Annotated in this window: 21 protein-coding genes; 5 read left to right on the forward strand and 16 right to left on the reverse strand. The window is 72.0% G+C overall.

What is annotated here, in order from left to right:
- Positions 1–98 precede the first annotated feature (98 nt).
- Positions 99–2,621: an ATP-dependent Clp protease ATP-binding subunit gene (locus CU044_RS24750; protein ID WP_030354442.1), complete on the reverse strand. Its 2,523-nt coding sequence runs from the start codon at positions 2,619–2,621 to the stop codon at positions 99–101.
- Between the two features lie 434 nt (positions 2,622–3,055).
- Between CU044_RS24750 and CU044_RS24760 the strand changes: the two genes are divergently transcribed.
- On the forward strand, positions 3,056–3,742 hold the full coding sequence (locus CU044_RS24760) for an SCO3374 family protein (RefSeq protein WP_129770952.1): 687 nt from the start codon (positions 3,056–3,058) through the stop codon (positions 3,740–3,742).
- Here CU044_RS24760 and CU044_RS24765 read toward each other — a convergent pair.
- From CU044_RS24765 to CU044_RS24810, 11 genes are all read right to left on the reverse strand, one after another.
- Complete coding sequence (locus CU044_RS24765; protein WP_129770953.1) at positions 3,721–4,056, reverse strand: Lsr2 family protein; 336 nt, start codon at positions 4,054–4,056, stop codon at positions 3,721–3,723. The two genes, CU044_RS24760 and CU044_RS24765, sit on opposite strands and share 22 nt — an antisense overlap.
- Positions 4,057–4,200: 144 nt before the next feature.
- Positions 4,201–4,740, reverse strand: a complete 540-nt coding sequence (locus CU044_RS24770; protein WP_129770954.1) for an amino-acid N-acetyltransferase — start codon at positions 4,738–4,740, stop codon at positions 4,201–4,203.
- 9 nt (positions 4,741–4,749) lie between these two features.
- Complete coding sequence (locus CU044_RS39725) at positions 4,750–5,349, reverse strand: BlaI/MecI/CopY family transcriptional regulator (RefSeq protein ID WP_275670219.1); 600 nt, start codon at positions 5,347–5,349, stop codon at positions 4,750–4,752.
- Between the two features lie 123 nt (positions 5,350–5,472).
- A complete protein-coding gene (locus tag CU044_RS24780) occupies positions 5,473–5,661 on the reverse strand; it encodes a hypothetical protein (RefSeq protein ID WP_129770955.1) in 189 nt (62 codons plus the stop codon).
- A gap of 14 nt (positions 5,662–5,675) precedes the next feature.
- Positions 5,676–6,275 (reverse strand): hypothetical protein, encoded by a 600-nt coding sequence (locus CU044_RS24785; RefSeq protein WP_129771013.1) that lies wholly within the window; start codon positions 6,273–6,275, stop codon positions 5,676–5,678.
- Between the two features lie 196 nt (positions 6,276–6,471).
- A complete protein-coding gene (locus CU044_RS24790; RefSeq protein ID WP_129770956.1) occupies positions 6,472–7,269 on the reverse strand; it encodes a type III pantothenate kinase in 798 nt (265 codons plus the stop codon).
- Complete coding sequence (nadC, locus tag CU044_RS24795) at positions 7,269–8,315, reverse strand: carboxylating nicotinate-nucleotide diphosphorylase (RefSeq protein ID WP_129770957.1); 1,047 nt, start codon at positions 8,313–8,315, stop codon at positions 7,269–7,271. Before nadC ends, CU044_RS24790 begins: the two co-directional genes overlap by 1 nt.
- 2 nt (positions 8,316–8,317) lie before the next feature.
- Positions 8,318–10,141, reverse strand: coding sequence for an L-aspartate oxidase (locus tag CU044_RS24800; RefSeq protein ID WP_129770958.1), 1,824 nt, complete (start codon positions 10,139–10,141; stop codon positions 8,318–8,320).
- Positions 10,138–11,157 carry a pantoate--beta-alanine ligase gene (panC, locus tag CU044_RS24805; protein ID WP_129770959.1) on the reverse strand — a complete coding sequence of 340 codons (1,020 nt, stop codon included), beginning with the start codon at positions 11,155–11,157 and terminating at the stop codon, positions 10,138–10,140. Before panC ends, CU044_RS24800 begins: the two co-directional genes overlap by 4 nt.
- Entirely contained in the window at positions 11,154–11,309 is a 156-nt protein-coding gene (locus tag CU044_RS38725; RefSeq protein WP_165371965.1) for a hypothetical protein, read from the reverse strand. Before CU044_RS38725 ends, panC begins: the two co-directional genes overlap by 4 nt.
- A complete protein-coding gene (locus tag CU044_RS24810) occupies positions 11,306–12,259 on the reverse strand; it encodes a DUF2520 domain-containing protein (RefSeq protein WP_193564061.1) in 954 nt (317 codons plus the stop codon). The genes CU044_RS38725 and CU044_RS24810 overlap by 4 nt, the downstream gene beginning before the upstream one ends.
- Before the next feature lie 133 nt (positions 12,260–12,392).
- On the opposite strand from CU044_RS24810, the gene CU044_RS24815 reads away from it, so the two are divergent.
- Positions 12,393–13,676 carry a beta-eliminating lyase-related protein gene (locus tag CU044_RS24815; RefSeq protein ID WP_129770961.1) on the forward strand — a complete coding sequence of 428 codons (1,284 nt, stop codon included), beginning with the start codon at positions 12,393–12,395 and terminating at the stop codon, positions 13,674–13,676.
- 69 nt (positions 13,677–13,745) lie between these two features.
- Here CU044_RS24815 and CU044_RS24820 read toward each other — a convergent pair whose 3' ends face one another.
- Positions 13,746–14,000 carry a hypothetical protein gene (locus CU044_RS24820; protein WP_129770962.1) on the reverse strand — a complete coding sequence of 85 codons (255 nt, stop codon included), beginning with the start codon at positions 13,998–14,000 and terminating at the stop codon, positions 13,746–13,748.
- Between the two features lie 99 nt (positions 14,001–14,099).
- Here CU044_RS24820 and CU044_RS24825 point away from each other — a divergent pair, with 99 nt between their 5' ends.
- Entirely contained in the window at positions 14,100–15,188 is a 1,089-nt protein-coding gene (locus CU044_RS24825) for a DUF5937 family protein (protein WP_129770963.1), read from the forward strand.
- 156 nt (positions 15,189–15,344) lie between these two features.
- Here the strand turns inward: CU044_RS24825 and CU044_RS24830 are convergent, their stop codons facing one another.
- Positions 15,345–16,019 carry a response regulator transcription factor gene (locus CU044_RS24830; protein ID WP_129770964.1) on the reverse strand — a complete coding sequence of 225 codons (675 nt, stop codon included), beginning with the start codon at positions 16,017–16,019 and terminating at the stop codon, positions 15,345–15,347.
- A gap of 149 nt (positions 16,020–16,168) precedes the next feature.
- A complete protein-coding gene (locus tag CU044_RS24835) occupies positions 16,169–17,356 on the reverse strand; it encodes a sensor histidine kinase (RefSeq protein ID WP_129770965.1) in 1,188 nt (395 codons plus the stop codon).
- Between the two features lie 125 nt (positions 17,357–17,481).
- On the opposite strand from CU044_RS24835, the gene CU044_RS24840 reads away from it, so the two are divergent.
- Together CU044_RS24840 and CU044_RS24845 are read left to right on the forward strand one after the other, a co-directional pair.
- A complete protein-coding gene (locus tag CU044_RS24840; protein ID WP_129771014.1) occupies positions 17,482–18,492 on the forward strand; it encodes an SAM-dependent methyltransferase in 1,011 nt (336 codons plus the stop codon).
- A gap of 126 nt (positions 18,493–18,618) precedes the next feature.
- Positions 18,619–19,770: an NADH-quinone oxidoreductase subunit D gene (locus CU044_RS24845; protein WP_129770966.1), complete on the forward strand. Its 1,152-nt coding sequence runs from the start codon at positions 18,619–18,621 to the stop codon at positions 19,768–19,770.
- 102 nt (positions 19,771–19,872) lie between these two features.
- Here the strand turns inward: CU044_RS24845 and CU044_RS24850 are convergent, their stop codons facing one another.
- On the reverse strand, positions 19,873–20,910 hold the full coding sequence (locus CU044_RS24850) for a hypothetical protein (protein WP_193564062.1): 1,038 nt from the start codon (positions 20,908–20,910) through the stop codon (positions 19,873–19,875).
- Positions 20,911–20,935 lie beyond the last annotated feature (25 nt).

The raw sequence follows: 20,935 nt of genomic DNA on the forward strand, positions 1-20,935 counted from the left end.
CGCGGCTAAGACAGGGCACGCGCGAAAGGGGCTGCCCCGGACCGTGAAAACACAGTCCGGGGCAGCCCCTTCGGTCACTCACCCCAAGGGCGTGAGTCTCACACGTCCTTCGTCAGGTTCGGGCCGCCGCCGGCCGCCTGCTCGATCGGAGGGACGTCCGGCAGAGGCGACTTCTCCTCGCCGCGGAAGGTGAACTTCTTCGCCTCACCCTCGCCCTCGGTGTCCACGACCACGATGTGACCGGGGCGCAGCTCTCCGAAGAGGATCTTCTCCGAGAGGACGTCCTCGATCTCGCGCTGGATCGTCCGGCGCAGCGGCCGGGCGCCCAGGACCGGGTCGTAACCCTTCTTGGCCAGCAGCGACTTGGCGTTCGGGCTGAGCTCAAGGCCCATGTCCCGGTCCTTCAGCCGCTCGTCCACCTTGTCCACCATGAGGTCGACGATCTGGATGATGTCTTCCTCGGTGAGCTGGTGGAAGACCACCGTGTCGTCGACGCGGTTGAGGAACTCCGGCCGGAAGTGCTGCTTCAGCTCTTCGTTGACCTTGTTCTTCATCCGCTCGTAGTTGGTCTTGGTGTCGCCTTGGGCGGCGAAGCCCAGGTTGAACCCCTTGGAGATGTCCCTGGTCCCGAGGTTGGTCGTCATGATGATGACCGTGTTCTTGAAGTCCACGACCCGGCCCTGGGAGTCGGTCAGCCGACCGTCCTCCAGGATCTGGAGCAGGGAGTTGAAGATGTCGGGGTGGGCCTTCTCGACCTCGTCGAAGAGGACGACGGAGAACGGCTTCCTGCGCACCTTCTCGGTGAGCTGGCCGCCCTCCTCGTACCCCACGTAGCCGGGGGGCGAGCCGAAGAGACGCGAGACCGTGTGCTTCTCGCTGAACTCCGACATGTCGAGCGCGATCAGCGCGTCCTCGTCGCCGAAGAGGAACTCGGCGAGCGTCTTGGACAGCTCCGTCTTACCGACACCGGACGGGCCGGCGAAGATGAACGAGCCACCGGGACGCTTGGGGTCCTTCAGACCCGCTCGCGTACGGCGGATCGCCTGCGAGAGCGCCTTGATGGCGTCCTTCTGGCCGATGACGCGCTTGTGGAGCTCGTCCTCCATGCGGAGCAGCCGCGAGGACTCCTCCTCGGTGAGCTTGAAGACCGGAATGCCCGTGGCCGTCGCCAGGACCTCGGCGATCAGCTCCTCGTCCACCTCGGCGACGACGTCCATGTCGCCGGCCTTCCACTCCTTCTCCCGCTTGGTCTTCGCGGCCAGCAGCTGCTTCTCCTTGTCACGGAGAGACGCCGCCTTCTCGAAGTCCTGGGAGTCGATGGCCGACTCCTTGTCACGGCGGACGCCCGCGATCTTCTCGTCGAACTCGCGGAGGTCCGGCGGAGCGGTCATCCGGCGGATACGCATCCGGGAGCCGGCCTCGTCGATCAGGTCGATCGCCTTGTCCGGCAGGAAGCGGTCCGAGATGTACCGGTCGGCGAGCGTCGCGGCGGCGACCAGGGCGGAGTCCGTGATGGACACGCGGTGGTGCGCCTCGTAACGGTCGCGCAGGCCCTTGAGGATCTCGATCGTGTGCGGCAGCGACGGCTCCGCGACCTGGATGGGCTGGAAGCGGCGCTCCAGGGCCGCGTCCTTCTCCAGGTGCTTGCGGTACTCGTCGAGCGTTGTCGCACCGATGGTCTGGAGCTCGCCACGGGCCAGCATCGGCTTCAGGATGCTCGCCGCGTCGATCGCGCCCTCGGCGGCACCCGCACCCACCAGGGTGTGGAGCTCGTCGATGAACAGGATGATGTCCCCGCGGGTGCGGATCTCCTTCAGGACCTTCTTCAGCCGCTCCTCGAAGTCACCGCGGTAGCGGGAACCGGCGACGAGCGCGCCGAGGTCGAGGGTGTAGAGGTGCTTGTCCTTGAGGGTCTCGGGCACCTCGCCCTTGACGATGGCCTGGGCCAGCCCCTCGACGACCGCCGTCTTACCGACGCCGGGCTCGCCGATGAGCACGGGGTTGTTCTTCGTACGGCGGGACAGCACCTGCATGACCCGCTCGATCTCCTTCTCGCGCCCGATGACCGGGTCGAGCTTGGATTCGCGGGCCGCCTGGGTGAGGTTCCGGCCGAACTGGTCGAGGACCAGGGACGTGGAGGGCGTGCCCTCGGCAGGACCGCCCGCTGTGGCGGCCTCCTTGCCCTGGTATCCGGAGAGCAGCTGGATGACCTGCTGCCGCACCCGGTTGAGATCGGCGCCCAGCTTCACGAGGACCTGGGCGGCGACGCCCTCGCCCTCGCGGATCAGGCCGAGCAGGATGTGCTCCGTGCCGATGTAGTTGTGGCCCAGCTGAAGAGCCTCGCGGAGCGACAGCTCCAGGACCTTCTTGGCACGGGGGGTGAAGGGGATGTGGCCGGACGGGGCCTGCTGCCCCTGCCCGATGATCTCCTCCACCTGCTGGCGGACCGCCTCGAGCGAAATCCCGAGGCTCTCCAGGGCCTTAGCGGCGACACCCTCACCCTCATGGATAAGGCCCAGGAGGATGTGCTCGGTGCCGATGTAGTTGTGGTTGAGCATCCGGGCTTCTTCCTGAGCCAGGACGACAACCCGCCGCGCGCGGTCGGTGAACCTCTCGAACATCGTTAATCGCTCCTCAGAGCGGTCAGGCAGTAAAGGGGTCGGTCCCCTCCCTGTCCTTCCGCAGCTTAGTCCCGCAAGCGGGGACCGCTCATTCCAACTGCCGACTACCTGTCCCAGGCTCCCAGCCCCGAACGCCGGACAACAGCTCCAACCCGATGGTGCGAGACGATGTTCCCGCAGGCCAGGCATATACCCCCACCATCAGTACGCCGATGGCGAACGTGAGACGCCCGGATACCGCGTGTCGCCCCTTCCCACTAGGAATGTCTTACCCGCAAGCAGTGACACTCCATGCGGCGCACCCCGGTTCCCTCCGCTACGGGCGAACACCCTTGCGCTCCCGAACGCGCTCACGCGCCCCCACATCGGGAACTCTCCGCCATCGGACGCGGACCCAGCGTAACTCCGGGCGGGGTTGGGGAGTTGCCCCGGGTATGTCCCTCACCGTTCCGCTCCCCCGCGCCCCGCTCGAAGGGGGCCGCGCGCAGTCGCACGCCCAGGCGCACGACGCGAGGGCGCCCGAGGGGCCTTCCGGGGCGTCGTCCGCGGCGCCGTACGCGGGATCGTTCGCGTGGTGGTACGAGAAAGGGCTGGGCTGGGCGACCGTCGCGGGGCCGCCGGTCCAGCTGCTCACCGGGCTCCGCTTCGACGTGCTGGAGCTGCCCGCGGACGCGGGGGACGCCGTGCTGCGGCGGACGGCCGCGACGGGGCCGGTGGCGCTCCACGGGGAGCGGATGGCGTTTCTGGTGGCCGCGGGGAGCGCCGACGAGGTGCCGGGGCTGCTCGACTGGCTGGAGTGGGGCGGGATCGCCCTGGGCCTGACCGCGTTCGGCGCGGACGGACGGATGCCGGCCCCCGAACCGCCCCGGTGGCCGTGCGCCACGGGAGCCGCCGCGCAGGGGGCCGCTGTCTGGTTGCGGCCCCCCGAGCCCGGACGCGAGGTGGAGCCGACACTGCCGGCGCTCGCACCGTTCGGGTACGAAGGCGGTGACGGGGGCAGCGGTGGGGGTGCCCCCGATCTCGTACGACTCGTGGACGCGGCGGCGACTGAGTGCCACCGGGCCCGTTTGCTGCGCGGAAATACTCTTCGTACGAGAACTCAGCCGTTGGCCTTCTCGTAGGCTTCACGGATCTCGGCGGGAACACGGCCGCGGTCGTTGACGCTGTAGCCGTTCTCCTTCGCCCACTTGCGGATTTCCGCGGTGTCCTTGTTACCGCCGACGGCGACACGGCCCTTGCCACGGCTGCCCGCGGCGCGACCACCGGTGCGCCGGCCACCCTTGGTGTAGGGATCGAGCAGACCCCGCAGCTTGTCCGCATTGGCGGTCGTGAGGTCAATCTCGTAGGTCTTGCCGTCCAGAGCGAACGTCACCGTCTCGTCCGCCTCGCCGCCGTCGAGGTCATCGACAAGAAGGACCTGAACCTTCTGTGCCACCGGATTTCCTTTCATCGAAAATGCAGTACGCGGAAAGGAAACCGCTTTTCTCAGGAAAACACAAACCCCCGGCAGAGGTTCAGTGCAGCGAGAACACGGGAAACGTGCGCGATTCGGACATAGGGTCTGGTGTCTTCCCGGCGATCACAGGTGCAGAAGCATCCGGCTGTTGCCCAAGGTGTTCGGCTTCACCCGTTCGAGACCGAGGAACTCGGCAACACCCTCGTCATAGGAACGCAGCAGCTCTCTGTACACATCTCCGTCGACCGGCGTCTCGCCGATCTCCACGAAGCCGCGCTTCGCGAAGAACTCGACTTCGAAGGTGAGACAGAATACGCGCCGCACTCCGAGCCAGCGGGCGGTCTCCAGCAGCTTGTCCAGTAGTTGATGCCCGGCGCCGGTGCCCCTGACGGCGGGATCCACGGCGAGTGTGCGCACTTCGGCGAGGTCTTCCCACATCACATGCAAGGCACCGCACCCGATGACACTCGCGTCCTCGTCGCGTTCCGCGACCCAGAACTCCTGGATGTCCTCGTAAAGCGTCACCGGCGCTTTGTCGAGCAGGATGCCTTCGCTCACGTAAGGGTCCACGAGACGGCGGACCGCCGGTACATCCCTGGTCCTGGCCCGTCTGACGGTGAGGGCATTTGCTGGGGCATTGGGAAGCGGAACGGCTGACGGCATGACTGGACGCTATCGCCCCGACTCGCGCCCGGCGTCGGCGCCCTCGGCCGGCTCTTCGGACGCGTCCGGCCCTTCCCGCCCTTCCGGTTCTTCGCGGTCTTGTTCCCGGTCTTGTACACCGGCCCCTTCGTTACTGACCGCTTCCGTTTCTGTACTGATCGCTTCCGAATCGGCTTCTTCGGCGGCGACTTCTTCCGCGGGGCCCTCTTCCGTACGGTCGCCTTCCGCACGGTCGCCTTCCGGCCGGTCACCTTCCGGCCGGTCCCGGTTCACCAGGTGGACCGCGTCCTCCAGTGACTGACGCTGCTCGGGCGACATCATGCCGAAGAAGGCGACAAGCGCGGCGGCGGGGTTGTCGCTCTTCGACCAGGCCTCGTTCATCAGGGCCGCGGCGTAGGCGGCGCGGGTGGAGACCGCTGTATATCGATAGGCGCGGCCGTCGACTTCCCTGCGCACCCAGCCCTTCTGATGGAGATTGTCCATTACGGTCATGACGGTGGTGTAGGCGATGGACCGCTCCTGCTGAAGGTCTTCGAGGACTTCCCGGACGGTGACCGGACGGTTCCATTGCCAGACGCGTGTCATGACGGCGTCTTCCAGGTCTCCCAATTGTCGGGGCACAGCGTCACCATAGTGCGAGATGTCCGAATGGCCGGTTATTGACGTAACAAAAAGGACGTACGACTGGAATCAGTCGTACGTCCTGGTCATATGGTGAGCGCCGCGCGTACCTCAGGCTTTGTGCGGACCCGGGGTACCGCCCTGCTGCTGGGCGGCTTCCGCGCGGGCCATCGCCGCGTCGACGGCGGCGTCCTCCTTGGACTTGTTGGGACCACCCTGGCTCTTGACGATCGTCACGACCAGGCCGGTGAAGAAGGCGGCCATCACCACGGGGGGCAGGAGCGCGGATACGTAGTCCATGCCGTCCAGAGTAGCTATCCGGCGGCGCGCTCCTCCGGCGGGGGCGAGGGTCGGCGGCGCGGCGGGAAGACCTCGGACGGCTTGGGCATCGGCCGGTCCTTCTCGGGGCGCTCCGGCCGGCCGGGCCCGCGGGGCTTCTGGGGTTTATGGGGCTCGCGGGGCTCCCGGGCCGGTTCGTCGGCGGCGCGACCGCCGGGGAGCGCGAGGAGGCGGGTGCGGGGCGCGGGGGTCCTGACGGCGGGCACACCTGTCAGTCCCGCACGCGCCGACCGGTCCACGAGCCGCCGGCAGCGGTCGAGCAGGGCCGCCGCGACCGGATTGCCGCGCAGGGCGCGCAGCGCCGCGAGATCGTCGGGCCGGGGGCGGTAGCCGGCCGCCAGGGCGTCCTGGAGCAGCTCCAGATAGCCCGTGAGAGACCCGGGAAGCGCTTCCCGGTACCTGGCGAGGTCGGCCTGGAGAAAGGCCCGCAGGCGCCCGGCCTCGCGCACCGCCTCGTCCACGGACTCGGCGAGGGCCAGGCAGGCCCGGACGTCCTCGTTCGGGAGCGGGGCGGGATGGAGGGCAACGGCGAGGGCACGTCGGAGCACACTCAGCTCGTCCGCACCGAAGGCCATGCCGCCGCGGGATCCGTATGGCGTGGGCATGCGGCGACACTACGCGCCAAAGGGACAAAATCCGCTTAATGCCCCTCTTCTGGCGCGGCCCGCCCGCCGAACGAGGGACGGGCGAACGAGGGACGGCGAACGGGCTACGACGGTGCTCACCGCCCCGTTCAGCGCCCCGCGACCGCCCCGTTCCGCCTCCGGGCGCTCACATACGCGAGACGTTGCGCTCGTACACCAGGCGCAGCCCGATCAGGGTGAGCCAGGGCTCGTGCTCGTCGATCACGGACGCCTCGCCCAGCACCATCGGGGCGAGGCCGCCGGTCGCGATCACCGTGACCTCCTCGGGGTCCTCGGCCAGCTCGCGTGCCATCCGCGCGACCACCCCGTCGACCTGGCCCGCGAAGCCGTACAGGATGCCCGCCTGCATCGCCTCGACCGTGTTCTTGCCGATCACGCTGCGCGGCCGGGCCAGCTCGATCTTGCGGAGCTGCGCGCCCTTGACGCCGAGCGCCTCCACCGAGATCTCGATGCCGGGGGCGATGACACCGCCCGCGTACTCGCCGCGCGCGCTGACCGCGTCGAAGGTCGTCGCCGTACCGAAGTCGACGACGATCGCCGGGCCGCCGTACAGCTCGACCGCCGCGACCGCGTTGATGATGCGGTCCGCGCCGACCTCCTTGGGGTTGTCCATCAGGATCGGCACGCCCGTCTTGATGCCGGGCTCCACGAGGACGGCGGGGACGTCGCCGTAGTAGCGGCGGGTCACCTCGCGCAGTTCGTGCAGGACGGACGGGACCGTCGAGCAGATCGCGATCCCCTCGATGCCGTCGCCCAGTTCGTCGCCGAGCAGCGGGTGCATCCCCATCAGTCCCTGGAGGAGCACGGCGAGTTCGTCGGCGGTGCGGCGGGCGTCGGTGGAGATGCGCCAGTGCTCGACGATCTCCTCTCCGTCGAACAGACCGAGGACGGTATGGGTGTTGCCGACGTCGATGGTGAGCAGCATCAGGCGCCGGCCTCTCGCAGGTCGAGACCGATGTCGAGGATCGGGGAGGAGTGGGTGAGCGCGCCGACCGCGAGGAAGTCGACGCCCGTCTCCGCGTAGGCGCGCGCGTTGCCGAGGACGAGCCGGCCCGAGGACTCCAGCACCGCGCGGCCCGCGACGATGCCCACGGCCTCCGCCGTCTCGGCCGGGGTGAAGTTGTCCAGCAGGATCAGGTCGGCGCCCGCGTCCAGGACTTCGCGGACCTGGTGGAGGGTGTCGACCTCGACCTCGATCGGTACGTCGGGGAACGTGTCCCGTACGGCCTTGAACGCCTCGGCGACCCCGCCCGCCGCGACGACGTGGTTGTCCTTCACCAGGGCCGCGTCGGAGAGCGACATCCGGTGGTTGACCCCGCCGCCGCAGCGCACCGCGTACTTCTCCAGGGCGCGCAGCCCGGGGGTGGTCTTGCGGGTGTCGCGGACCTTGGCGCCGGTGCCTTCGAGTACGTCGGCCCACGCGCGCGTGGCGGTCGCGATACCGGAGAGCCTGCACAGCAGGTTGAGCGCGCTGCGCTCGGCGGTGAGCAGATCGCGGGTGCGGGTGGTGACGCTGAGCAGCTTCTGGCCGGCCTCGACGCGGTCGCCGTCGGCGGCATGGCGCTCGACGGCGAACTCCTCCGTACAGACGAGGGAGAGCACGGCCTCGGCGATGTGCAGACCCGCGACCGTACCGCTCTCGCGGGCGGTGAAGTCGCCGGTGGCGACGGCGTCCTCGGGGACGGTCGCGACGGTCGTCACGTCCACGCCGTGGTCGAGGTCCTCCGCGACGGCGACATGCGCGATGTCCTCGACCTGGACGGGGTCGAGGCCCGCGTCGGCGAGCAGCTCGGCGAGGGCGGGGTCGAGGCCGCACTCCAGGTCGTCGGGGCCGTAGCCGTCCTCGCCCGCGGAGCAGCCGCAGCCGTCGCCGCAGCCGCCCTGGGGGGCCGGTGTCGCGGCCGGGGCGCCGATCTGGATGAGCGGTACGTCCACGGGCTCGGGGCGCGGACTGTCTTCGGGCGTGCTCACGGTTACGGCTCCCTGGGGGCGTCGGCGGGGGGTGGGGTTGCGGGGCTGGATACGGCGGGGGACGCGGAGCCCGGGTCCACGGGGCCGGGGTCCACGGGCGGGAACGCGGCCGTGGCCGTGCGGCGCAGTACCGGCCGGCGGTCGGGCGTCAGGCTGATGACGAGATGGCGGGCCCAGTCGGTGTCGTCGCGCTCCGGACGGTCCTCGCGCCAGTGGCAGCCGCGGGTCTCCTCGCGCTCCAGAGCGGCGGCGACCAGGACCCGGGCGACACAGAGCAGATTCGAGGTCTCCCAGGATTCGACGCCGGGGACGGCGGCCTTTCCGTGGCCGGGGCCGTCCTGGTCACGGTCCTGGGCCCGGTCCTGGTCCTGGGCCTGCTCGTACACGGTCTCCAGGGCCGCCGCGGCCGTGGACAGGGTCGCGGCGGATCTGAGTACGCCCGCGCCCTCGGACATGATCCGCTGGATCGCGGTGCGGGCTTCGGGGGCGATGAGCGGCAGCGGGACGGTGCAGTCCGGGTCGGCCGGTTCGGGCCGGAGGGCGGCGGGACCGGACGCCACCGCGGCGACGTCCTGGCTGTTCGCCGCGATGTCCGCCGCTATCCGTTCGGCGAAGACCAGGCCCTCCAGGAGGGAGTTGGAGGCCAGCCGGTTCGCGCCGTGGACTCCCGTGCAGGCCACCTCGCCGCACGCGTACAGCCCCGGTACGGTCGTCCGCCCGCGCAGGTCCGTACGGACTCCGCCCGACGCGTAGTGGGCGGCCGGCGCCACCGGGACCGGTTCCGTGACGGGGTCGATGCCGTGCGCCCGGCAGGCCGCCAGGATGGTGGGGAAGCGGGTCTCCCACATCGCGGCGCCGAAGTGCCTGGCGTCCAGGTACATGTGCTCGGCGCCCTGCTCCCGCATCCGGCGCATGATCGCCTTGGCGACGATGTCGCGCGGGGCCAGCTCCGCCAGTTCGTGCTGTCCGAGCATGAACCGGACACCGTCGGCGTCGACGAGATGGGCTCCCTCGCCCCGTACCGCCTCGGAGACCAGCGGCTGCTGGCCCTCGGCGCCGGTGCCGAGGAAGAGCACCGTCGGGTGGAACTGGACGAACTCCAGGTCGGAGACCTCCGCGCCCGCGCGCAGCGCCAGCGCCACCCCGTCGCCCGTGGAGACGGCGGGGTTGGTCGTCGCCGAGAAGACCTGGCCCATACCGCCGGTGGCCAGGATCACCGCGGGGGCGCGGACCGCGCCGACGCCGTCGTGCTGGCCCTCGCCCATCACATGGAGGGTGACACCCGACGTATGGCCGTGCTCGTCCGTCAGCAGGTCCAGGACCAGCGCGTTCTCGACCGTGCGGAGCGCGGCGTCGCGGACCGCCTCGACCAGGGCGCGGGAGATCTCGGCGCCGGTCGCGTCGCCGCCCGCGTGGGCGATACGGCGCCGGTGGTGGCCGCCCTCGCGGGTGAGCTGGAGCTCGCCGGTGGCGGAGGTGTCGAAGTGCGCGCCGGTGCCGATCAGCCGCCGTACGGCCGCGGGGCCCTCGGTGACGAGCGTGCGGACCGCTTCCTCGTCGCACAGGCCCGCGCCCGCGACGAGGGTGTCCGCCAGATGCTGTTCGGGGGTGTCGCCCTCGCCGAGCGCCGCGGCGATGCCGCCCTGCGCCCAGCGCGTGGAACCGTCGTCGAGCCGGGCCTTGGTGACGACGACCGTACGGAGCCCGGCGGCGGTGCAGCGCAGGGCCGCGGTGAGACCGGCGACGCCGGAGCCCACCACGACGACATCGGCGTCGATGGCCCACCCGGGCGCGGGGGCGGTCAGCCGTATACCGGTTCCGGTCACTGGGAGGCTCCGAAGGTCAGCGGGATGTTGTCGATCAGCCGCGTGGTCCCGACGCGCGCGGCGACGGCGAGGACCGCCTCGCCGGTGTGGTCGTCGGGGACCTCGGTGAAGTCGGCGGGGTCGACAAGGGCCAGGTAGTCGAGGGTCAGCGGCGGTACGGTCCTGGTCGCCTGGTCGAGGACGGCGCGGGCCGCCGCCCGTACGCCGTCGGCCCCGTTCCAGTCCTCGCCCGCGCTGCCCGCGGCGGCCACCGCGTGGGCGTCGGCCGCGAGCCGGGCCTCGCCGAGGGCGGAGAGGGCGGCGGCCCGCGCGCCGGGCGTGGGCGCGTACTCGGCGCGGGCGCGCAGGGCCTGCTGGGCGCCGAGCCGGTCGCGGGCGGCGAACAGGGCCCCGGACAGCGCGAGGGCGGTACGGCGCTCGGGGACGGACAGATAGCGGTTCCGGCTGGAGAGCGCGAGACCGTCGTCGTCACGGACCGTCGGTACGCCGACGATCTCGGCCGGGAAGTTCAGATCACGGGCCATCCGGCGGACCAGGGCGAGCTGCTGGGCGTCCTTCTGGCCGAAGAAGGCGGCGTCGGCGCGGGTGAGGTGGAGCAGTTTGGCGACGACGGTCAGCATCCCGTCGAAGTGTCCCGGGCGCGAGGCGCCTTCGAGGCGCGCGCCCATGGGGCCCGCCGTGACCGTGACCTGGGGGGCGCCGCCGGGGTAGACCTCGTCGGCGGACGGCGCGAAGACGGCGTCGGCGCCCGCCTCCGCCGCGGTCTTCAGATCGGCTTCGAGCGTGCGGGGGTAGCGCTCCAGGTCCTCGCCCGCGCCGAACTGGAGCGGGTTGACGAAGACGGTGACCACGACGAACCCGTCGGGCCCGGCGTGGGCGCGGGCGGCCCGTACGAGGCTCGCGTGCCCGTCGTGGAGCGCGCCCATGGTCATCACCACCGCGACACGGCCGGGGGCCGGGCGCCTCTCCAGGAGGCGGTCGAGGTCCGCGCGCGTGGGGGCGAGTTCGAGGCTCATCGGATGGTCTCCACGTCTCTCTCCACGTCTCCAGGATGCGCGTGCGCGGTCGTCTTCGGGATACGGGTCAGGACGGGGACGGGCGTCAGGACGGGGACGGGCGTCAGGACGGGGGTGCGCGTCAGGAGGTCGGGACGCGTACGCGTGGTCATCGGGTGCCCCCGGCGCCGTCCCCGCGGGCGTCCCCGAGGGTGTCGCCGTCGGCGAGGACGTCGAGGAGGTCCTCCGCCAGCTCGGGCTTGAGCAGCCCGTGCGCCAGCGCCCGGTCGGCGGTCGTACGGGCCATCGCGAGATACCCGGCCACGGCGCCGGGCGCGTGCGCGCGCAGCTCGGCGACATGCGCGGCGACCGTACCCGCGTCCCCGCGCGCGACCGGCCCGGTGAGAGCGGCGTCCCCGGAGCGCAGCGCGTTGTCCAGAGCGGCGCCGAGCAGCGGGCCGAGCATCCGGTCGGGCGCCTCGACCCCGGCGGTGCGCAGCAGCTCCATCGACTGGGCGACCAGCGTGACCAGGTGGTTCGCGCCCAGGGCCAGGGCCGCGTGGTAGAGCGGACGGGATTCCTCCGCGATCCACTCGGGCTCGCCGCCCATCTCGATGACCAGCGCCTCGGCTGCCAGGCGCAGTTCCTCGGGAGCGGTGACGCCGAAGGAGCAGCCGGCCAGCCGCTGGACGTCCACGGACGTGCCGGTGAACGTCATCGCGGGGTGGAGGGCGAGCGGCAGGGCGCCGGCGCGCAGGGCCGGGTCGAGCACCTTCGCGCCGTACCGCCCCGAGGTGTGCACGAGCAGTTGCCCCGGCCGTACGGCGCCGGTCTCGGCGAGGCCGTCGACCAGTCCGGGCAGGGCGTCGTCGGGAACGGTCAGCAGCACCAGGTCGGCGCGCGCGAGGACTTCGGCGGGGGTGACGATCGGGATGTCGGGCAGCAGCGCCGCCGCCCTCCGTACCGAGGCGTCGGATACGCCCGAGACGGCGACCGGACGGTGCCCGGCGAGCCGCAGGGACGCGGCCAGCGCGGGGCCGACACGGCCCGCTCCGACGACACCGACCGTGAGCCGCGCGGGGCGGTCCCGGGGATCGAAGGGTTCCTGTGCTGTGGAGTTCACGCGGTGGGGCCTTCCGTTCCAGTCCGCGGTGGGTACCGGACGATTTCCCGCCATGCTACGCCAGCGTCGCGCCCCGTCACTTGACTGTCCACAGGCTGTGGGCAGGGCGCCGCGCGTGGGCAATGATCGGTCCATGGGAGAGACAAGTGAGCAGGCCGGTGGAGCCGATCGGGCCGAACGGCTCCATGAGGCCGGACCGGACGGCGAGAAGCTCCGTCCGGCCGTACCGGACGGCGGGGAGCCTCATGCGCCGGGACCGGACGGCGGGACGACCGCACAAGCCGCGCGGCGGCGCAGGCTGGCCGCGTGGCGGGCGTCGGAACGCGTGCTGGTCCGTGCGCCGATGGACCGGCCGATGGGCGAACAGCTGACCGCCCTGGCCGCGGACGCCGGGTCCGTGTACGGCATGGACGGACATCCGGACGTGTACGGCGACGGGATCGTCGCGGAGCTGGAGCGGCGGGTGGCCGCGCTGCTCGGCTTCCCCGCCGCGGCCTTCTTCCCGACGGGCACGATGGCGCAACAGGTGGCGCTGCGCTGTTGGGCGGGGCGTACCGGCAACAGCACGGTGGCGCTGCATCCGCTCGCCCACCCCGAGGTGCACGAGGCCGGTGCGCTGCCGGTGGTCAGCGGGCTGCGTACGGTCCACCCGACGAAGGAACCGCGGCTGCCGACCGCCGCGGAGATCCAGGACCTGGCCGAGCCCTTCGGCACGCTGATGCTGGAACTGCCGCTGCGCGACGCGGGGTTCGTCCTGCCGTCCTGGGACGAGCTGGTGGCGGCCGTGGACGCGGCGCGGGAGCGGGACGCCGTGGTGCATGTCGACGGCGCGCGGCTGTGGGAGTGCGCCCCGCACTTCGGGCGCCCGCTCGCCGAGATCGCGGGGCTCGCGGACAGCGTCTACGTGTCCTTCTACAAGTCGCTCAACGGGCTGTCGGGCGCGGTGCTCGCCGGTCCCCCGGAGCTGGTGGAGGAGGCGCGGGTCTGGCGGCACCGCTATGGGGGCCAGGTCTTCCAGCAGTACCCGGCGGCGCTGGCGGCCCTCCTGGGGCTGGAGCGCGAACTGCCCAGGCTGCCCTCGTACGTGGAGCACGCGCGCGTGGTGGCCGCGGCGCTGGCCGAGGGCTTCGCGGCGTCGGCCGTCCCGTGGTTCCGCGTACACCCGGAGCCGCCGCACACCCATCAGTTCCAGGTGTGGCTGCCGTACACACCGGACGTGCTGAACGAGGCGGCGGTGCGGCAGGCGGAGGAGACGAAGACGGCGCTGTTCCGCGTCTGGTCGGCCCCGGCCGCCGCCCTTCCCGGTGTCTCCTACACGGAGGTCACGGTGGCGGAGCCGGGGCTGGAGTGGACGGCGGAGGAGGTACGGGCGGCGGTCGAGGAGTTCGTGACGCGGGTGCTGGAGGCGCAGTCCTGAGGGGTGCCCCCACTCAGGACACGCGAGCTCTGCCCGTGAGCTTCACCTGTTGTGCTTTACCTGTGTGCTTTACCGGCAGGCTTTACGGGCCGACCGCCGCGCCGGGCGTGCCCGTCGTACCCACCGGGCCCATCGCGTCAGCGCCGTACGGACGCGGGCCCGTCCCGGCGGGCGGGGCTCGGGCTCGGGCTTCGGGCGGAGGCGCCGGTACTCCCGGATCGTGCGCAGGGTCTCGCGGTCGTAGCGGCCCGGCGGAGGCGGGGCCTGCTCGCCCCGCCGGGCCGCGCGGTAGCTGTCGAGCAGGTGCTGCTGGAGGGCGTCCATGCGCTCACCCTGCTTCCGGCCACGCCCCGCGGTGGCACCGTTTGACGCGGGCCGTCAATCGGCGGACCGGTTGTCAGTGGCAGCGTGCACCATGGCTCCATGAGCGTGTTCATCGACATCACCGGCCTGCCGCCGGAGCGGATCGCCTTCGGCCCGTCCCCGCTGGCGGAGCTGGGTGCCGCCCTGCACACGCTCTCCGAGCCCGCCCACCACGCCCGGCTGCACGGCTGGATCACCACCACCTCCGCCGCGCTCAAGCCCGAGCTGGCCGACCGGCTGCACGAAGCGGACTTCCTGTGGCGGTCGATCCGCGCCGACATCCTGCTGCCCGCCACTCCCCGGGAAACGCTCGCCGAGGAGCTGGACGACCTCGATCTGATGGACGACGAGAAGTACGTGGCGGCGGCGCTGGAGATCTCCTGCTCCAGCCCGTACGGCGAGGGGCTGCCCTCGCCGCTCGTCGACGCGGGCGTGCGGCAGCGCGCACTGGAGCTGGCGGCGGTCCGCGGTCCACGCCAAGCCGCGTTCGTACGGCAGATGCTGGCCGATCCGCCCGGGGTCAGAGCCTGGATACGGCGGCTCCTCGAGGACTGCGACGAGGCGTTCTTCGCGGACACCTGGCGGCGCGTCCGGTTCCAGCTCGCCGCCGACGCCCGGCACAAGACCGAGATGCTGCGCCACAAGGGCCTCGCGGAGGCCGTCGCCGCCGTCTCCCCCGCCATCACGCTGGAGGAGGACGGGCCGCGTACGAGGATCGTGGTGGACAAGCTGTCCGATGCCCGTACGACCGCGACGGGACGGGGGCTGACGTTCCTGCCGACCGCCTTCGGCCGGCCCCATCTGCTGGCGCTGGCCGCGCCCGGCTGGCAGCCCGTCGTGCAGTACCCGGTCTCCACGCGGGAGCTGACGGACGCCACCCCCGTCGACACGGTCCGGCTGCGTCTGGAGGCGGTCGCGCACCCCATGCGGATGCGGCTGTGCCGGAGTCTGGCCCGCGGCTCGTACTCGACGGGCGAGCTGGCCGATACGTACGGGATCACCGCGCCCGAGGTCTCCCGGCACCTGGCGGTGCTGCGGAAGGCGGGACTGCTGACGACCCAGCGGCGCGGACGCTATGTGCTGCATCAGCTGGACGTCGCCGTGGTGGCCCGGCTCGGCAGCGACTTCCTGGAGGGAGTGCTGCGCTGACGGCACGCCACCTCCGGAAGCCTCTGAGCGGTCAGGAGCGTACGGCGGTCCTCGGCCGAAGCGGACCCGGCTCGGCCCTGCCGCCCCCGGCGGCCGTCCCGGCGACCTGAGGGACGGTCGGCCGGAGGGACGGTCGGCCGGTCTCCTTCGTCGGGATCAGGCCGGCCCGCCGCCCCCGGCCCGCACCAGTCCCGTCTCGTAGGCGAGGACGACCACCTGCACCCGGTCGCGCAGTCCGAGCTTGGTGAGGATCCGGCCGACATGCGTCTTCACGGTCGCCTCGGAGAGCACCAGCCGGCCGGCGATCTCCCCGTTCGACAGCCCCTGCGCGACCAGCATCATGACCTCGCGCTCCCGGTCGGTCAGCCGGTCCAGCTCCTTGTGCCGCGGCTTGCCCGCGCTGGGCAGCATCGGCGAGAAGCGGTCCAGCAGCCGCCGTGTGGTGGACGGGGCGACGACGGCGTCACCGCTGTGCACCGAGCGGATCGCGCTGAGCAGTTCGCTCGGCGGCACGTCCTTCAGCATGAATCCGCTCGCCCCGGCCTTGAGCCCGGAGAACGCGTACTCGTCCAGGTCGAAGGTGGTCAGGATGAGCACCTTCGGAGCGTCGGGCTCCGCGCAGATCCGGCGGGTCGCCTCGACGCCGTCCAGCCGGGGCATGCGGACGTCCATCAGGACGACGTCGACGGCGGTGGAGCGGAGGTTCTCGATCGCCTCCGCGCCGTCCCCGGCCTCCGCGACGACCTCCATGTCGGGCTGCGCGGCCAGCACCATACGGAATCCGGTGCGCAGCAGCACCTGGTCGTCGACGAGCATGACGCGGATCGACATCTGCGGGGTCCTTGTCCGGTAGTCCGATAGCGATAGAGGGGGGTGGCAGCCGGTAGAGGGAGTGGCAGCCGTTAGAGGGAGGTGGCAGGTAGAGGGAGCGGTAGCGGCCGGTGGGCGTGACGGCGGAGGCCCATGCGCCCCCGCGCGCCTCAGTTCGCCGGTTTCAGCGGCAGCAGCGCGCTGATCCGGAAGCCGCCGCCGGGTCGCGGCCCGGCGTCCAGTGTGCCGCCGACCATACCGACCCTCTCCCGCATGCCGATGAGCCCATGCCCGCGCCCGTCGGCCCCGCCATCCTCGTACAGCTCGTGGGCCGCGCCCCGCCCGTCGTCCTCGACGAGCAGTCCGAGCCCGTCGTCGAAGTAGACAAGACGCACGCTGGCGCCCACATCGGGTCCGCCGTGCTTGCGGCTGTTGGTGAGGGCCTCCTGCACGATGCGGTACGCGGTCAGCTCCACCCCGCTGGGCAGCGGACGCGGGGTGCCCTCGATCCGGAAGTCCACGGCCAGGCCGGCGTCCCGTACCTTCTCGACCAGATCCTCTATCTGCCCGACATCGGGCTGCGGTACGTACTCGCCGCTCTCCTTGCCGTCCCCGGTGCGCAGCACGCCCAGCAGTCTGCGCATCTCGGCGAGCGCCTGCCTGCCGGTGCTCGAAATGGTCTCCAGGGCCTGCTTGGCCTGGTCGGGCGCGGCGTCCAGCACATAGGCGGCGCCGTCCGCCTGGACCACCATCACCGAGACGTTGTGCGCGACGACATCGTGCAGCTCACGGGCGATCCTGGCCCGCTCGGCGGCCACCGCCACCTTGGCCTGCGCCTCGCGCTCCTTCTCCAGCCGGGTGGCGCGCTCCTCCAGCTGGTCGAAGTAGGCGCGGCGGGTACGGATGGAGTCGCCCAGCACCCAGGCGAGGGCGAACGGCACGCCCATGACGATGGCGTAGCCGACCCGGCCCGCGATGCTGATGCCCCCCTCGGGCCAGCGCACCTGCGACAAGGGCGCGGCGAGCAGCCCGCCGATCAGCGCGAGCCGCGAGGCCCAGCGCGGCCCGCCCTCCGCGGCGACGGTGTAGATGATCACCATCATCGCGAAGTCGGCCGGGTTGGGCTCCACGTCCAGGGCGAGCTGGGCGAGGCCCAGGCCCAGCATGAGCAGCAGCATCTTCTCGGGCGCGCGGCGGCGCAGCGCGACGGAGACGCTCAGGAGCAGGACCAGGGGGATGGCCACCACGCCCTGGTTCTCCTGGACCACCCACAACAGGGAAAGCCCGAAGAGCAGGACGGCCCAGAAGCCGTCGACGCCCGTCGGGTGTCCTCGGAGAAAGTCGTAGAAGCGCTGCACGTAACCCAGCGTAGTGAGGCGGAAAAGGAGGAGGGTCAACCGGAGGGCCGATCCGGTCGGCGGAATCGTACTCCCCAAGGTGGAGACTTGACGCCGTGACGGATGAGACGGGTAAGTCGCGCGGGGTGCCGGGTACGCCGCGGGGGGCGAAGGACGGCCGGTGCGACGCCGGACCGCTCCGGTGGCGTACGGCCGCGGAGCGCGCGCTGTACGGCCCGGACGGCTTCTATCTGCGCCCCGAGGGACCGGCCGGGCATTTCCGTACGTCGGTACACGCCTCGCCGCTCTTCGCCGCCGCCGTCGCCCGGCTGCTGGCCCTGACCGCCGAGCGGCTGGACACGGACGAGGTGGCGCTGGTCGATGTCGGCGCGGGCCGCGGCGAGCTGCTCTCCGGAATCCTGGCCGCGGTCCCCGACGGGCTCGCGGTGCGGCCGTACGCCGTCGAACGCGCGCCGCGCCCGGCGGGCCTGGATCCCCGTATCGAGTGGTGTACGGAGCCGCCGGCCGGGGTCAGCGGGCTGCTCTTCGCGAACGAATGGCTCGACAACGTCCCCGTCGACATCGCGGAGACCGGCCCCGACGGGGTCGTACGGTACGTCCTGGTCCGGCCGGACGGCTCCGAGGAGCCGGGCGAACCGGTCGGAGGACCCGACGCCGAGTGGCTCGCCCGCTGGTGGCCGCCGGCCGGCCCCGGCACCCGCGCGGAGATCGGCCGGCCGCGCGACGAGGCGTGGGCGGCGGCCGTCGCCACCCTGGAGCGGGGGCTCGCGGTCGCGGTCGACTACGCGCATGTACGGGACGCCCGGCCGCCCTTCGGCACCCTGACCGGCTTCCGGGCGGGCCGGGAGGTGCCTCCCGTACCGGACGGCGGCTGCGATCTCACCGCCCATGTGGCACTGGACGCCTGCGCGCTGCCCGGCGCGGAGCTACTGGCCCAGCGCGAGGCCCTGCACCGGCTGGGGGTGAGCGGCGAACGGCCGCCGCTGTCCCTCGCCACCACGGATCCGGCGGCGTACGTACGGGCGCTCGCGGCGGCCGGGGAGGCGGCGGAGCTGACGGCCCGGGGCGGCCTGGGGGACTTCCGCTGGCTCATGCAGCCCGTCGGCCTCCCGGGGCAGGGGGCCTTCCCGGCCTGAGGAGACCTTCCCGGCTTGAGGGGTCCTTCCCGGCTTGAGGGGTCCTTCCCGGCCTGAGGGGTCCTTCCCGGCCTGAGGAGGCACGGGGCCGGGGAGCACGACAGGCGCTCTGAGAGACTGTCGCCCATGACGGAGACCACCCGGACGACGGTCGGTATCGGCGGCGCGGCGGAGAGCACGGACATGGTGCTCAATATCGGCCCGCAGCACCCCTCCACCCACGGGGTGCTCCGGCTCCGCCTCGTGCTCGACGGCGAGGTGATCCAGCAGGCGGAACCGGTCATCGGCTATATGCACCGGGGCGCGGAGAAGCTCTTCGAGGCGCGCGACTACCGGCAGGTCCTGGTCCTCGCCAACCGCCACGACTGGCTCTCGGCGTTCTCCAACGAGCTGGGCGTGGTGATGGCCGTCGAGCGGATGCTCGGCATGGAGGTGCCCGAGCGCGCCGTATGGACCAGAACGCTGCTCGCCGAGCTGAACCGGGTGCTCAACCATCTGATGTTCCTCGGCTCGTACCCCCTCGAACTGGGCGGTATCACCCCGGTGTTCCACGCCTTCCGGGAGCGCGAGGAGCTTCAGGGCGTGATGGAGGAGATCTCCGGCGGCCGGATGCACTACATGTTCAACCGGGTCGGCGGCCTCAAGGAGGACCTCCCCGCGGGCTGGCAGGGGCGCGCCAGGGCCGCGATCGCCTCGGTGCGCTCGCGGATGGACGTGTACGACCGGCTGGTCCTCGGCAACGAGATCTTCCGGGGCCGTACCCGCGGGGTCGGGGTGCTGTCGCGGGAAGCGGTCCACGCGTACGGGGTGTCGGGGCCGATCGCCCGCGCCTCGGGCGTCGACTTCGATCTGCGCCGCGACGAGCCGTATCTCGCGTACGGCGAACTGCGCGACACGCTCACGGTCGTGACCCGCGAGGAGGGCGACTGCCTGGCGCGGTTCGAATGCCTGCTGGAGCAGACGCACAACGCGCTGGCCCTGGCGGACGCCTGTCTGGACCGGATCGCCGAGCTGCCTCCCGGGCCGATCAACCAGCGGCTGCCGAAGGTGCTGAAGGCGCCCGAGGGGCATACGTACGCGTGGACCGAGAACCCCCTCGGGATCAACGGCTACTACCTGGTGTCGAAGGGCGAGAAGACGCCGTACCGGCTGAAGCTGCGCTCGGCCTCGTTCAACAACATCCAGGCGCTGACGGAGCTGCTGCCCGGGACGCAGGTCGCCGACATGGTGGCGATCCTGGGCTCGCTGTTCTTCGTCGTCGGCGACATCGACAAGTAGCCGGTTCCGGGCGGCCGTTCGCGCCCGGCGAAAGCTCGGGACAGGCTCTTGGCACTGTCCGGGCAAGCCTGGCCGACTCGCGCGTCCGGCAACCGCCCGTGATCAGCCGCTGACCGCGTTGCGCAGCTCGCCCAGTTCGAGCGGCTCGGTCTCGTCGTGCGCGGTCAGATCGATGACCTGCCCGATTCCGCGCTCCTCGGCCCTGCGCCGCTCGGCGAGAGCCTCCTCGCCCACCACGTCGGCGAGGTCCTCGCGTTCGACGCGGGCCAGTTCGGCGGCCGGCGCGAGCTCGTCCGTACCGTCCTCGGCCGCCTTCCTGAGCCCGCCGCCGGCGTTCCGCGCGGCGGCCTGCGCACCGAAGAAGTCGAAGCCGCCCTCGAAACGGCGGGCGCTCCGGCCCGCCGGGGCGTACGGGACGATCGCGGACGCCGTGGGCACGCGCGTGGCGGGAAGGGCGGACGACGGGCGGCTGTGCTGCTCGGCCCCGGCGCCCGCCGCGTGCTTCCCCCGCGACTCCCCCGCCTCCGTGGCCCGTTCCGCGAGATCGCGCGCGCGGGCCGCCTCGACCGTCCGCCTCGCCTGCTGGACCGCGGCGTTGCGCGGCAGTTCGTCCAGGGCACGCGCGGCGCTGACATACGCGGCCTTGCCGGGCGCACCGCCCGCGGGCAGCGCCTTGGGCTCGGCCGCCGCCTCCAGCGCGAGCCGGCGCCGGCCCTCCAGCGCGGTGGCGCGCTCGGTCTCCGCGGTGGCGTAGCGGCGCAGCAGCGCGGCGTGCTCACCGCGCAGCCCCGCCAGCTCGATCCGCTTGGCGCGCAGCTTGGCTTCGAGCTTGAGGCGCAGCTCGCGCGACTCCTCGACGTCCGCTTCCAGTTCGGCTATGCGCTCCTCGGCCTTCCAGCCGTCGCTCTCCCGCACGCGCGTCAGCTCGGCGACCCGGCGCCCGGCGGCGCGGTCCCAGCCACGCATGAAGCCCGCGCCGGTGACCGCCGCGGCGGCCGCCACCGCGACCAGACCGCGGAGCACCACGGGCTCCGCGAGGAACCAGGCGCCCGCGGCACAGAGAACCGCGGCTCCGGCGACCGCCGTCGGCGGCAGAAGCTTGTGGAGGGGTGGGGAATGGCGGTGGCGTCCACGTGGCATGGCCTGAAATTTACCGTGCGTGGAG

Origin of the sequence: Streptomyces sp. L-9-10 (genome assembly GCF_004151105.1) — a bacterium.
In the GTDB taxonomy this organism is placed as follows: domain Bacteria; phylum Actinomycetota; class Actinomycetes; order Streptomycetales; family Streptomycetaceae; genus Streptomyces.